Genomic DNA, 12,793 nt, shown 5'->3' with positions numbered 1-12,793 from the left:
TTAATGTAGAAGAGGTGAATGGCCCATGAAACGGCCGGTAATATTATTAACAGGGGGCGGCACGGCAGGGCACGTGTCTGTAAATGAGGCTCTAATCCCTGTATTCAGTGAAAAAGGCTACGAAATACATTACATTGGATCGCATAACGGAATTGAAAATGAATTGATCCGTGACGGTCATCCCGAAGTAATTTATCATGCCATTCAAAGTGGGAAACTGCGACGCTATTTCTCTATGAAAAACTTTTCAGATCCATTTCGTGTCGGTGCGGCTGTTCTTCAAGCGTTAGCGATCATCAGGAAAGTCAAACCTGAAATTATTTTCTCTAAAGGCGGCTTCGTATCAGTACCTGTCGTATTGGCAGCGAAAATGGCGAAAGTGCCAGTTGTTATCCATGAATCTGACGTAACACCAGGACTTGCGAACAAAATGGCATTGCCTTTTTCCAATCATATCTTTACAGTGTTCGAACAAACACTAAATTATGTGCCTGCGGAAAAAGCTACTTGCTCCGGTGCAATCATCCGACCCGAGTTGTTCGATGGGGACCGGAAAGAGGGGCTGCGCATTTCGGGATTGTCAGGAGAAAAGCCTGTGCTTATTATCATGGGTGGAAGTCAGGGTTCAGCTGTTCTGAATGAAGCAGTCTGGAAAGATTTAACCGCCATTTTGCTTACATTCGATGTGATTCATCTGTGCGGGAAAGGGAATTTGGATGAAATGCTCGAAGATATACCCGGCTATACACAATTTGAATATGTAACAGATGGACTTCCGCATTTATTAGCAGCATCCGATTTTGCAGTTTCAAGAGCTGGATCAAATGCAATCTTTGAATTGCTGGCATTACGTAAACCAATGCTCCTTATTCCGCTCTCTGCCGCCAAAAGCAGAGGAGATCAAATTTTGAATGCTTCTCATTTCAAATCACTCAACCTTGCTCACGTCTTGAAAGAAGAGGACATAGGGCTACGTCCATTATCTGAGGAATTCTTTTCATTTATAGAAGAGAAAGACAACTTACTAGTAAATATGGAAAAAGTCGCAACGCCTAAAACACCGGAAGAAATGGTTGAAATGATCCTGTCATACCGAAAATAGCTGGAATAGACAGTCGGCTATTATCTAATGACATAACGACTGGTTGCAAGTAATGCAAATCCGGTGTATTGTAGTTCACGGTAATAAAGTTTATAAGATAACGCTAAACCCTTTCAGTTAGAGTGTTTGCGTGGTAAAATTAACAAGGATAAAAAATATAAGCACAATATGCCTATTGGCAAATGTGGAGGTCATTTTACATGTCGAACAATGCCGACGCTCATCGTTCCCCGTACGCTGCTTTTTCGGGTCCGAACCTTGGGTATGTAATGGAAATGTATGAATTGTTTAAAACGTCACCTGACTCTGTTGACGCTGAACTTGCCGAGATGTTCAGCCGTTTTGGTGCGCCTGAAATGAGTAACACTGAACAGGACCGAGCGGTTGGGGCAGTTGCTCCCGGTGATTTTGGAAAAGTAATGTCCGCCTATCAATTACAGACTGCCATCCGTACATACGGACATCTTGCGGCAGATATTTATCCGCTTAGCGATCGTCCAAAAGATTCAACACGTCTTGAACTTTCTACCTATGGACTTACTGAAAGTGATTTACAAGCAATGCCAGCATCTCTTTTCTTTAAAAATGTTCCTGCAAGGGTAGAAAATGGACTTGAAGCAGTAAATTATTTGAAGTCATTGTATACAGGGAAAATCGCCTATGAGTTTGATCATGTGATCGATGAAGAAGAAAGAAACTGGATTCAATCCAAAATCGAGAACGGAAACGTTTCCACTGCATTATCCGCAGAAGAGAAAAAAGAACTTCTAGAGCGATTGACGAAAATTGAAGGGTTTGAGAAATTCATCCACCGCACTTTCGTTGGAGCGAAACGATTCTCTATTGAAGGTCTGGATACACTAGTTGTCTTCCTTGACGAACTTGTTCGACTTTCTGAAGAACATAAAACGAAAAAAGTATTGATTGGGATGGCTCACCGCGGTCGCTTGAATGTACTTACTCATATTTTAAATAAGCCTTATGAAATGATGTTTGCGCAATTTGCAGGCGTTCCAGAAGATGCTTTCCTTCCAACGGATGGTTCGCTTGAAACAACACGCGGTTGGTTCGGCGATGTGAAATATCATATGGGTGCCTTATATAAAGGCCAATCGGGCATGCAGCGTTTCCTTGCTTACAACCCATCCCATTTGGAAGTCGTCAATCCCGTTGTCACAGGTCAAACAAGAGCTGCACAGGAAAACACGGATAATCCGGGAATTCCTGTACTCGAAACAGATGCTGCTTATGCGGTGCTTATCCATGGGGATGCAGCATTCCCAGGACAAGGAATTGTTCCTGAATCATTCAACTATAGCCGTGTTCGCGGATTCAAGACGGGTGGTTCTATCCATGTCATCGCAAACAATATGATTGGCTTCACAACTGAATATTACGATTCCAGATCGACTCATTATTCGTCTGATCCTGCAAAAGGCTATGAAGTTCCAGTATTGCACGTCAATGCGGACAGCCCAGAGTCAGTAATCGCAGCAGCTTCATTCGCTTTCGAATACCGTCAAAAATTCAGCAAGGATATTCTGATTGATCTATTGGGCTATCGTCGTTATGGACATAACGAAATGGATGAGCCACTCGTGACGAATCCGGTTATGTACCATTCAATCCATGAGCATCCGACAGTACGTGAACTATATGGTTCTGAACTTGCATCTACGAACATTTTGACGGAAGAAGATGTAACGAAACTGGACGCGGCTGTTTTTGCAACAATGCAGGCAGCATACGACAAGGTAAAAGAGCATACTTCTGAAAAAGCAGTGATTTCAAACGCTACACCTGAAGAAGTACTTGCAGGGTATCCGAGAGATCTTGAAACTGGTACGGACGAAGCTAATCTTCGCCGCATCAATGAAGAGTTGCTGACGTATCCGGAAAACTTCCATGTGTTTGGAAAGCTTGGGAAAATCCTGAAACGTCGTGAAGATCCGTTCAATGGAAAAGGGAAAATTGATTGGGCACATGCTGAAACTTTGGCATTCGGTGCAATCCTTCAGGACGGTAATCCAATCCGTATGACAGGTCAAGACGTTCAACGCGGAACGTTTGCACATCGTCATGTAGTACTTCACGATGAAAAAACGGGTGACGAACTCGTTCCACTTCATCATATCAGCGGTTCAAAAGCGTCATTCGTTGCATACAACAGTCCTTTGACTGAAGCTGCAATTGTCGGCTATGAATTCGGCTATAATTTGGAAGACCAAAAAGTGTTATCTATATGGGAAGCACAATATGGAGATTTCTCGAATATGGCACAAGTGATGTTCGATCAGTTCGTTTCTGCAAGTTACTCTAAGTGGGGCCAACAATCTGGGCTTGTATTGCTATTACCGCATGCGTATGAAGGGCAAGGACCTGAACACTCAAGCGCAAGATTAGAGCGTTATCTGCAGCTCTGTGCGGAAAATAACTGGACGGTTGCAAACCTATCTAGCGCGGCGAACTATTTCCATATTCTTCGCAGACAAGCAAAAATGCTCGGTGATAAATCGATGCGTCCACTTGTTATTGTGTCACCGAAATCGCTCCTTCGTCATCCGCTGGTCGGTGCTGATGTCAATGATTTGACAGAAGGCCATTTCCAAACGGTGCTTGAGCAACCGGGAACAGGCAAGAACGCGGAAAAAGTCGAGAAAATCTTATTCGCTAGCGGAAAAGTGGCGATTGACCTTGCTGAACGCGTAAAAGATGGCAAAGGTTTCGATCACTTGCATATCGTTCGTGTGGAACAGCTATATCCGTTCCCAGCAGACAAAATTAGTGCAATCATTTCTCGTTATCCAAACGCCAAAGACCTTGTTTGGGTGCAAGAAGAACCGAAAAATATGGGATCATGGCATTTTGCAAATAACTACATCCGTGAAATAGCGGATGGCAAGAAAGTATCTTATGTTGGACGAATCCATCGTTCAAGCCCATCAGAAGGCGACGGAGAATCTCACAAGACTGAGCAAAACCGTATTCTCGATGAAGCATTAAAGAAGTAAGGTAAAGAAAGTTACAGGATGATTAGAGATAGCTTTGCACCGTTGTAACGGTAGACTAGAGGAGGAATTTATTGTGGCAGAGATTATAGTACCAGAACTTGCAGAATCGATTACAGAAGGAACAGTTGCACAATGGTTGAAACAACCTGGTGATAGCGTTGAGAAAGGCGAATTCATCGTTGAACTTGAAACAGACAAAGTAAACGTTGAAATCATTTCAGAAGAAGCAGGAATTGTCCAAGAACATCTTGCAGCTGAAGGCGATACAGTCCAAGTCGGTCAAGTTATCGCAATCGTTGGTTCTGGTTCAGGCGCGCCGGCTGCAGCTCCATCTGCACCAGTTACAGAACCTGTTCAAAAAGTGGAAGCAGCGCCAGTTGCTCCAGCTGCTACTGAAGAGGCAAGCGGATCAGATCGAACAATTGCAAGCCCAGCAGCGCGTAAACTTGCTCGTGAAAAAGGCATTGACCTTGCGGCAGTTTCACCAGTTGATCCAATGGGACGCGTTCGTGTTCAAGACGTTGAAGCGCATGGTACTGCTCCAAAAGCGCAACCGGCTGTGGCGCCGAAAGCAGCTGCTCCAGTAGCTGAAGATGGCCGTGTAACTCGCGAGAAAATGACACGTCGTCGTCAAACAATTGCAAAACGTCTTCTTGAAGTTAAACAATCAACAGCAATGCTTACAACTTTCAACGAAATCGACATGACAAACGTTATGGCACTTCGTTCACGTAAGAAAGACCAATTCTTCGAGCAAAATGATGTTCGTCTAGGATTTATGTCATTCTTCACGAAAGCAGTTGTTGCTGCACTTAAGAAATATCCTTACGTTAATGCAGAAATCGATGGTGACGAAATCATTCTGAAGAACTTCTATGATATCGGTGTTGCGATTTCGACAGATGGTGGATTAGTTGTACCAAATGTGATTGACGCTGACCGTAAAAACTTCGCTGAAATCGAAGGTTCTATCGTGGAACTAGCGAAAAAAGCACGCGATAACAAATTGACGATTGCAGATATGACAGGCGGTTCATTCACAATTACAAACGGTGGAGTATTTGGTTCTCTAATGTCAACACCAATCATGAATGGTACACAAGTCGGAATCCTAGGCATGCATACAATCCAGAAACGCCCGATTGCGGTTGGAGATAATGTTGAAATCCGTCCGATGATGTATGTGGCTCTTTCTTATGACCACCGAGTTATCGATGGTAAAGATTCAGTTGGCTTCTTGAAAATGGTAAAAGAATTGATTGAAAACCCGGAAGACCTTCTTCTAGGATCTTAATACGAAAAGCGAAGGGCGCTGGTTGCCCCGACAAGTAGGAGGGATGAAGTTCAATCCCTCCCTGCTGAAAGTCCTGAGGGTAAAGGCGCATTTTGCCTTTTATCAACAGGGCTAAAGCGACTCGCGGAGCTGGTGCCCGGAGTCTGGACAAAAATAGTTAGGTAATCGGCCCGTTATTGTTTACGGGTCGATTTTTCCTTATCCACTCCATAGAAAAGGCGTGATTAACAATGACATTCAAAGATTGGGTGAATGCACCCGCAATCCGTACTGTGGTCTGTAAGCATGCAGACGCTGAAAAATATGTTGTGACCAATGTTCTGACACCAGGTAAAGAGTATGAAGTGAAAAATGAAACAGATGAATTCATTTTCATTCTTGATAATACCGGTAAAGTCGGAGGCTATTATAAAACGTATTTTGAATAAACAAATGCAAAAGTACCTTACTCAGTAGCGACGGACATAAGTTGATCCGGCGAGGAGATGTTCTTTGCCACATAGTCGATACTTAGCCTAAGTGTAGTACGTCCTTTGGTAATCTAGTGAGGTGTCTATGTGATTTACAACCTATCAACCTTGAGTCTGTAGGTGCTGTATTCTAGATAAGAACTAAAAGCCTGCCCCAGTTCGTTGGTGTGCGGGCTTTTTAATAGGAGGTAAGAATATGAACCCGATAGTAGAAAAAGAACAGCAGCTTCGTTCAAGCAAGATCCATGACGCAGAAGCGGTGCGATTAATACAAGAAGGGGGATATGTCTCTCCCAGTCCTTTTTTATGGGATGATGTGCTTATCAGTATCGTATTGAAAAAGCCTGTGTTACTGAAAGGTCCATCCGGTTCAGGGAAAACGAAGCTAGCTCAGACCATTTCACATTATTTCAATCAGCCCATGCAAAGTATAAACTGTTCGGTCGATCTTGATGCAGAATCACTTCTTGGGTTTAAAACAATTATTAGCAAGGATGGAGAAACGGTAATTGAATTTGTCGAAGGTCCAGTCGTTCAAGCGATGAAAAAAGGGCATATTTTATATATTGATGAAATCAATATGGCAAGACCAGAAACATTACCGATTCTCCATAGTGTTTTGGACCATCGACGTATGTTGACAAACCCGTTTACAGGCGAGGTCATTTATGCCCATGAAGATTTCACAGTTATCTCGGCAATCAATGAAGGATACGTTGGAACCTCTCCGATGAATGAAGCATTGAAAAATCGTTTCGTATCATTCACGGTACCCTATCTTACTGGAGAACAACTTGAATTGGTCATGACAGATACCTATCCGAATGCGTCAAAGCAACTAATTGAGACATTCTTTCATATCAGTAATGATTTAAAAAAACAGGTAATGAACGGGCTGCTATCCGACGAAGCGGCATCTGTAAGAAGTCTACTCGACGCATTGGGCTTGGCTGAACATATCCCGGTTAAACGTGCCATACAGTATGCTATTGCCGAGAAGCTGGATGATACGATCGAACGCAGACTAGTTATGGAATTAGTGGATACTTGGGTGAAATGAGGCGATCACAATGGTGAAGATGAATCGATTCATTCAATTCAATGATGAAACGGTCGATGCCAAAACGCTTTTATTATATGAGCGACTAGGACGAGCATTAGCAGATGCACCCTTCATTGAATTAACAGAGCGTAAGCTACTCGAATTCCGTCCAAAAGAAGGGATTATTTCGATGAGCGTCTTTTGGCGTCACCGGTCCGATGAAGTAGTCCATGCTGGCCGTCTATCTGATATTTATTTGTTGACTGCGGGTTATTGGAAGCGTTTCAGCGTCAATGCATGGATTAACTTCACCCATACAAACAGCTTACATCCGCTCCGTAAATTTGCTTCAGAACTATTACTGATGTTAGAAGAATTCCGACTGATTGATACAATTACGAGGGAAAGACCTGGAACGGCAAGTGCATTTGACATAAGAAGGGATGCCTATGTCTACTTCCATCGAAATGCATTATCTTCGAATATGCAGAAAAGTTTTCTTGCCGATGCAATGATAAATCAGTTATTCATCTCCCTCCATGAAGGACTGTTAACAGAGACGTCCATCGACTGGGCTCCCATCGATTATGGACTTATACAATCCGTCCTGCAGCATGCATATGATTCAAAGAACACAGCAGATAATACATTTATCGCAAATAGAATCGTCAGCATCCTCGAGCACTCAATCGATAGAGACCTCGTGCATCAGTATTATTCAGCAGGAGATGCCATGACGGAAGAAAATACCGTCTTTCATTATCATGATGGGATGTCTGACGCTGAGAAAGGTGAGGAAGGCCCAAAGGAAACAATCGAAGAGGTTTTTCGTTCTTGGCATCGTGAAAGCGAGAGTGAAGCGGGCGTTCATCTAGAATTTGAACTTGAACACGGCAGATCAGGAAAAAGTGACGCAAACGACGCAACAGCAGGCAATGAGGAAGCCGAAATCGAGGAAACAGGTTCAGGTGGCTCGGAAGGGAACGACAATGATCGCTGGACAGATGACGACAGTGACAAAAGCGACAAGCGTGATCAAAAGATGAAGGCGGGTAAGATCTTTGGTAAAGAGCATGTCAACGTCGTGTATGAAGAACAACGCATAGAGGCCATAGACAAAGTTGAAAATCGTCAAAAATTAACCATTTGGCGAGAAGAGCAGAAGCCGTATGTCCGTTCCTTTGTTGAGGAAATGAAGAAACGGATCGATTTGAAACAGGATTCGAAACGTGAGCATCTTATGAAAGGGCGTCTCTCGTCAAAATTGACGACGATGGTCATTGATGAACGGCCAAAACCGTTTTACCGGAAGAATGCGCCTTCGGTTAATCTCGATGCGGTATTCGGGCTGTTAGTTGATGGTTCTGCTTCAATGATTGACAAATTAGTTGAAACGAAACAGGCAGTTCTTTTGTTTCACGATGTCCTCCGTCAATTAGGTGTCTGTCATGAAATATCATCTTATTATGAGGATGCAAATCACGCAACAAAAGATGTACAACCAAATATTTTCGGCCTTATGCATACGTTTATAGATCGGAATAAGGATAACGGCTTGTCCATTTTATCGTTCGAGGCAAATGAAGACAATCGTGATGGATTCGCAATCAGATGGATGGCGAGTCAACTTGAGGCAAGACCGGAGAAGCATAAGTTTCTGCTCGTCTTCTCAGACGGGGAGCCGTCGGCGTTCGGCTATGATCGGAATGGTATCATTGATACAGCGGAAGCGGTGATGGAAACCGAAAAGAAAGGTATTTCTATTATCCATCTATTCCTTTCGACGGAAGAACCAACTGCTGATCAAAAAGCACTTTTTTCAATGATTTTTGGCAATAAAACTGCATCATCCAACTCAGTGGATAGTTTCACAGACCAGACGTTGCGAATATTAAGGAAGCTACTTGCGATCGTAATTCGAAATACATGAATGCTGGAAATACTTATACTTTCTTTAAGTAAAACACAAAACCGCCCTTAAACAGGACGGTTTTGTGTTTTATCATGGACAGCAAGAAGGCGCTGTTTTAATTCTTCTTCCATTCGTCCAATTTCCACTTCAGCAGCTTTTCGTTTTGCACGGCCATCTGCCTGGATAACCAGTGTCTCTTCAATCGTCTGAATTAAGTTTTCTTGCGTCTTTTTAAGTGTATCAATTTCGATGATACCGCGTTCATTCTCTTTCGCCGTTTCAATCGAATTAATTTTTAGCATTTCTGAGTTTTTCAAGAGCAAATCATTTGTTGTTTTTGTAACCAGTTTCTGAGACTCGACCGCTTTCATTTGTCGATTTAACGTCAACGCAATTGCAATCTGATTTTTCCATAGGGGAATGGACGTCATAATAGACGACTGGATTTTTTCAGCAAGTGTTTGGTTTGTTTGCTGAATCATCCGGATTTGGGGTGCACTCTGAATTGTAATTTGGCGTGATAACTGCAAATCGTACAATCGTTTTTCTAGCCTGTCGAGGAATTGAGCCATATCATTCACTTCTTGAAATGCCATTTGGTCATTCGATAATTCGGCTTGCCTGCGCATTTCAGGGATAATTTCATTGGCGAGTTCATCCTGTTTCAATTCAGCTGCAGCTATATAGATATTCAATGCTTGAAAATAAGTCTTATTTTGATCATACAAATTATCGAGCATTTGCACATCATCTAAAAGACCGCGCTTCGAATGTTCAAGCTGGACACCGATCCGGTCAATTTGAGTGCTAAGTTTTTGATATTTCGTCATCATTTCTTGAACAGATCGAGTGGCTTTATTAAATAATCTGCTAAGACCAGACTTTTTCTTGTCTGATAAATCGTCAGGATCTATTTCAGACAGTTTTCCCATCAAATCTTTCAATACATCGCCGACGGGTCCAATATCTTTACCCTGAACATGATCAAGCATTTGAGTGGAGAACTTTGAAAGTTCGCCTTGTGCATTAGCACCATAAGTGATAATTGCCTCATAGTTGCCGACAGGGATTTGCTGTGCAAGCACTTTGGCTTTTTCTCTTTCCTCAGGGGATAGACGATCTATAAGTTTAAGACTTGTTCCAGCCTCTTTTTGTTCTGTTTGCATTTCCTTTGGAAGAAGGGGTTCTTGAACATCGAAAGGATTATCAAGTAACTCATCAATTGATTTCATAGGGTTATTTTCGGTCATCATGTGTATCTCCTTTCATTTCAAGAAGCGGTTTTTTAGTCTTCATCGATATATCAACAAAGTCAATTTCCATTTGGAGCTGGTCGATATCAGATGATAAAACGCTTCGTAAGTCTTGCTCCAATTGCTTGTTAACATCACCAAGCGTTTCACGTGTATTTTGTAATGCGATGCGAAGTTCTTTGTCTTTCAGTGGCTGATTGACAAGCAACGCATATTTCGAAGTCAGTTCGACTGCGGAATCAAGATGGGCATAGAAAAATTTTTCTACGGAGTAAAACTTTTGCGGGTTCGATCGAACGATACCTAGAATCCTTCTAGATAAGCTGTTCATTTCATGAAGCTGCCTAAATGCTTGGACTGACCTAACCTGTCCATAAAGGCCATTAAGTCGTTTGATTTTCATTTTAGCACCAGTAATTTGGCCTTTTATATGACTGTATTCAGAACGGGACATCCCGAGTTTTTTTAAGTTAGATGAAAGTTGAACCTGCTTTAAGGAAAACGTTCCTCCCAAATAAATTGCTATCAACAGGCCTGTCGCCGGCAATACATTCATACCCGCACCTAAAACGAAGTATAGCCATGATCCAAAGCTAATTGGTGCTGTGATGAAATGTCTTGTGATAAATTGTTGGATTTCTTTCATGATGTTCAGACCTCCTTTGACCTTATACTTTTATACGTTTCAAAACGAATAAAGTTTCATGTCAGTAGTTCAATTATACCCGATAAATGCAATGTACGCCTACCATTTGAATTTAGCGGGAAGGCAATTAATTGGACATCAGTGGAGAGTTTGTTAAAATGAAGAACATTCAACTGAGAGTTACATAGGGAGGTCTGAAAATGTTTGAAGTGATTTATATGAAAGCAGATTATGAACCGTGGTGGATGTTTGAGGATTGGGAAGAAACAATCCGTTCCCGCCATGCATTTGAAGACATCGAGTTAGCAACGGCATATTCAAAAAAAATGATTGCTGAATTAAGGAAAAAACATAGACGTGAAGCCATGAAAAAAGATTGTTTTTATGCATTTTGGTCTGAGGACGAGATAAATTTCTGTGATGGTTGTGATGAGGATCTTCAATTATATCACGGCATTATCTTAATGAAAGATGGAAAGCCTGATGCTTTTTATAAAGCAAATGAGTAGGATGAAACGCGTATTTGCATCTTACAAAAAACAATTGACTTTATTTTTACTTTTTGTAAGTTGCAAATACTTTTATGGTTTTATTTGTTTAACATTAGTTTTTTCAATGTATTGGCATTTTCCTTGTCCAATGTACCGTAAGCATTTTCAACCCTGTCAATAATTGTTGCCGTTTCATTCCCCTGATTAAACCAAATGAAGTATTCAACTAAATTCTCGGGCATATTTTCGTCAATATTGAAAAATAAAGTTACTTTTACATCCACTCTTCTATTCATCTCTGCTTTTACATTTTGTTCCCAGTTAATTTGTTCAAACGCCTCTTTTGATAAATCCACTGTTTCTTTATCGGTAATTATTATAGCTTCGTTATAGCTTTCATCATTGTTCACTGCTTGAACATCAATCCGGGTTAATTGCTTCACCTTCATTTCCCCTAGTTTTTCCTCATTATTACTGCAGCCCATCAAAAGCAAGGTAGAAATAAAAAGGAGAGAAAGGGACATAAAAATTTTCTTCACAACCAACACCTCTTATGTAGGTCTTTTAAGTTTTAATTATTATTAGTTATTCGACAAATCCCCACAAACACCTGCAATTATCCCAAATACAAAATGATCTCTCTTTCTAAGTAATAACCAACTTTGCAGTATAAACAACTTCTACAACGACGGTTATACATTGTCGAAGCTGAAGCTTTTTAATGATGAAGACATAGGAATGGCTACACACCAACAAAAAAGGGACCTATTCGCTATTGCGAATAGGTCTGTGGTAAACGTACTTCCTTTGAGGTTGAGAACCCGTTATCGTCTAGAGTGCAACTTTTTTCATTTACTCGTCGATTGTCTTCAATGTAGAAGTGACTAAAAACTCACCGTCTTCTAACTGCATGATGTCTTCTCGTTTAACTTCACCAAAACCCTCAACAAAATATTTACGGTTGACAATATCTTTATCCTTCATCTCGATAACAAATGCATGATCAAATTTCTTATAGGGTGTATCGACAGTTACATCTGTATCGACGATTGTCCATTTACCGAAAGACGTCCCTTTTTTGATAGGTTTTTCGAGATAAATGCCAATAGGGTCCATGGCATCCAGTTCAGCTTGGGAAGGGAAGTCATTTATTAATTCAACGACCTTTTTATCCAAGATACTGATTTTGTCCGGCTCAATTTTATAGATGTAACGAACAAGGGAACCGCCATTATTTTCGTGGACGACAACATAATCTTCAAACGGACGTGCCACTTCAATATCTAGTTCTGCGAATTCATTCCCTTCACCTTCATAATGTGCATTTGAACCATCCTTCAGGAAAAGATCACGCAGTGCAATTTCTCCGTCGCTTTCACTTTTACTCTCATTTACATTATCTTGGCCTATAGTACCATTGGTTGAACCAGAATTGTCTAAGGCAGTCGGTTGCTTTTTTGTACATCCTGAAAAGACAAGAACAGCTAACAACAAAAAGATGAAAAGATTCATTTTCCTCATGAAAAACACTCCTTTCATATGGTTATACCCATTTAGACGGATTATATACGA

Annotated in this window: 11 protein-coding genes; 7 read left to right on the top strand and 4 right to left on the bottom strand. The window is 41.4% G+C overall.

Features of this window, described 5'->3' with window-relative positions; translation table 11 throughout:
• The first annotated feature begins 25 nt into the window (after positions 1-25).
• From MKZ11_RS17490 to MKZ11_RS17465, 6 genes are all read left to right on the top strand, one after another.
• A complete protein-coding gene (locus MKZ11_RS17490; RefSeq protein WP_340795642.1) occupies positions 26-1,102 on the top strand; it encodes an undecaprenyldiphospho-muramoylpentapeptide beta-N-acetylglucosaminyltransferase in 1,077 nt (358 codons plus the stop codon).
• Between the two features lie 200 nt (positions 1,103-1,302).
• Complete coding sequence (locus MKZ11_RS17485; RefSeq protein WP_340795641.1) at positions 1,303-4,113, top strand: 2-oxoglutarate dehydrogenase E1 component; 2,811 nt, start codon at positions 1,303-1,305, stop codon at positions 4,111-4,113.
• Between the two features lie 73 nt (positions 4,114-4,186).
• Positions 4,187-5,407, top strand: coding sequence for a 2-oxoglutarate dehydrogenase complex dihydrolipoyllysine-residue succinyltransferase (gene odhB, locus MKZ11_RS17480; RefSeq protein WP_340795640.1), 1,221 nt, complete (start codon positions 4,187-4,189; stop codon positions 5,405-5,407).
• 230 nt (positions 5,408-5,637) lie between these two features.
• Complete coding sequence (locus MKZ11_RS17475) at positions 5,638-5,835, top strand: DUF6501 family protein (RefSeq protein ID WP_340795639.1); 198 nt, start codon at positions 5,638-5,640, stop codon at positions 5,833-5,835.
• Positions 5,836-6,073: 238 nt separating this feature from the next.
• A complete protein-coding gene (locus MKZ11_RS17470; RefSeq protein WP_340795638.1) occupies positions 6,074-6,937 on the top strand; it encodes an AAA family ATPase in 864 nt (287 codons plus the stop codon).
• Positions 6,938-6,947: 10 nt separating this feature from the next.
• Positions 6,948-8,849: a vWA domain-containing protein gene (locus MKZ11_RS17465; protein WP_340795637.1), complete on the top strand. Its 1,902-nt coding sequence runs from the start codon at positions 6,948-6,950 to the stop codon at positions 8,847-8,849.
• A gap of 47 nt (positions 8,850-8,896) precedes the next feature.
• Here the strand turns inward: MKZ11_RS17465 and MKZ11_RS17460 are convergent, their stop codons facing one another.
• Together MKZ11_RS17460 and MKZ11_RS17455 are read right to left on the bottom strand one after the other, a co-directional pair.
• The gene (locus tag MKZ11_RS17460; RefSeq protein WP_340795636.1) at positions 8,897-10,081 is read right to left on the bottom strand and encodes a toxic anion resistance protein; all 1,185 of its coding nucleotides are present in this window, start codon (positions 10,079-10,081) and stop codon (positions 8,897-8,899) included.
• The gene (locus MKZ11_RS17455) at positions 10,068-10,730 is read right to left on the bottom strand and encodes a 5-bromo-4-chloroindolyl phosphate hydrolysis family protein (protein ID WP_340795635.1); all 663 of its coding nucleotides are present in this window, start codon (positions 10,728-10,730) and stop codon (positions 10,068-10,070) included. The genes MKZ11_RS17460 and MKZ11_RS17455 overlap by 14 nt, the downstream gene beginning before the upstream one ends.
• A 200-nt stretch (positions 10,731-10,930) precedes the next feature.
• Here MKZ11_RS17455 and MKZ11_RS17450 point away from each other — a divergent pair, with 200 nt between their 5' ends.
• Entirely contained in the window at positions 10,931-11,239 is a 309-nt protein-coding gene (locus tag MKZ11_RS17450) for a DUF1033 family protein (protein ID WP_340795634.1), read from the top strand.
• A gap of 80 nt (positions 11,240-11,319) precedes the next feature.
• Here MKZ11_RS17450 and MKZ11_RS17445 read toward each other — a convergent pair whose 3' ends face one another.
• Entirely contained in the window at positions 11,320-11,760 is a 441-nt protein-coding gene (locus tag MKZ11_RS17445; RefSeq protein ID WP_340795633.1) for a hypothetical protein, read from the bottom strand.
• A 313-nt stretch (positions 11,761-12,073) separates the two neighbouring features.
• The gene (locus tag MKZ11_RS17440) at positions 12,074-12,742 is read right to left on the bottom strand and encodes a hypothetical protein (RefSeq protein ID WP_340795632.1); all 669 of its coding nucleotides are present in this window, start codon (positions 12,740-12,742) and stop codon (positions 12,074-12,076) included.
• Positions 12,743-12,793 lie beyond the last annotated feature (51 nt).

Source organism: Sporosarcina sp. FSL K6-1508 (genome assembly GCF_038007465.1).
GTDB classification, from domain to species: domain Bacteria; phylum Bacillota; class Bacilli; order Bacillales_A; family Planococcaceae; genus Sporosarcina; species Sporosarcina psychrophila_B.
The sequence above is the reverse complement of the archived record's forward strand: the minus strand, read 5'-3'. Positions and strand labels throughout refer to the sequence as shown.

Coding starts and splice junctions, on each gene's coding strand:
- MKZ11_RS17440 (WP_340795632.1), bottom strand. CDS start 12,742: ATGAGGAAAATGAATCTTTTCATCTTTTTGTTGTTAGCTGTTCTTGTC.
- MKZ11_RS17470 (WP_340795638.1), top strand. CDS start 6,074: ATGAACCCGATAGTAGAAAAAGAACAGCAGCTTCGTTCAAGCAAGATC.
- MKZ11_RS17485 (WP_340795641.1), top strand. CDS start 1,303: ATGTCGAACAATGCCGACGCTCATCGTTCCCCGTACGCTGCTTTTTCG.
- MKZ11_RS17455 (WP_340795635.1), bottom strand. CDS start 10,730: ATGAAAGAAATCCAACAATTTATCACAAGACATTTCATCACAGCACCA.
- MKZ11_RS17450 (WP_340795634.1), top strand. CDS start 10,931: ATGTTTGAAGTGATTTATATGAAAGCAGATTATGAACCGTGGTGGATG.
- MKZ11_RS17490 (WP_340795642.1), top strand. CDS start 26: ATGAAACGGCCGGTAATATTATTAACAGGGGGCGGCACGGCAGGGCAC.
- MKZ11_RS17465 (WP_340795637.1), top strand. CDS start 6,948: ATGGTGAAGATGAATCGATTCATTCAATTCAATGATGAAACGGTCGAT.
- MKZ11_RS17475 (WP_340795639.1), top strand. CDS start 5,638: ATGACATTCAAAGATTGGGTGAATGCACCCGCAATCCGTACTGTGGTC.
- MKZ11_RS17460 (WP_340795636.1), bottom strand. CDS start 10,081: ATGACCGAAAATAACCCTATGAAATCAATTGATGAGTTACTTGATAAT.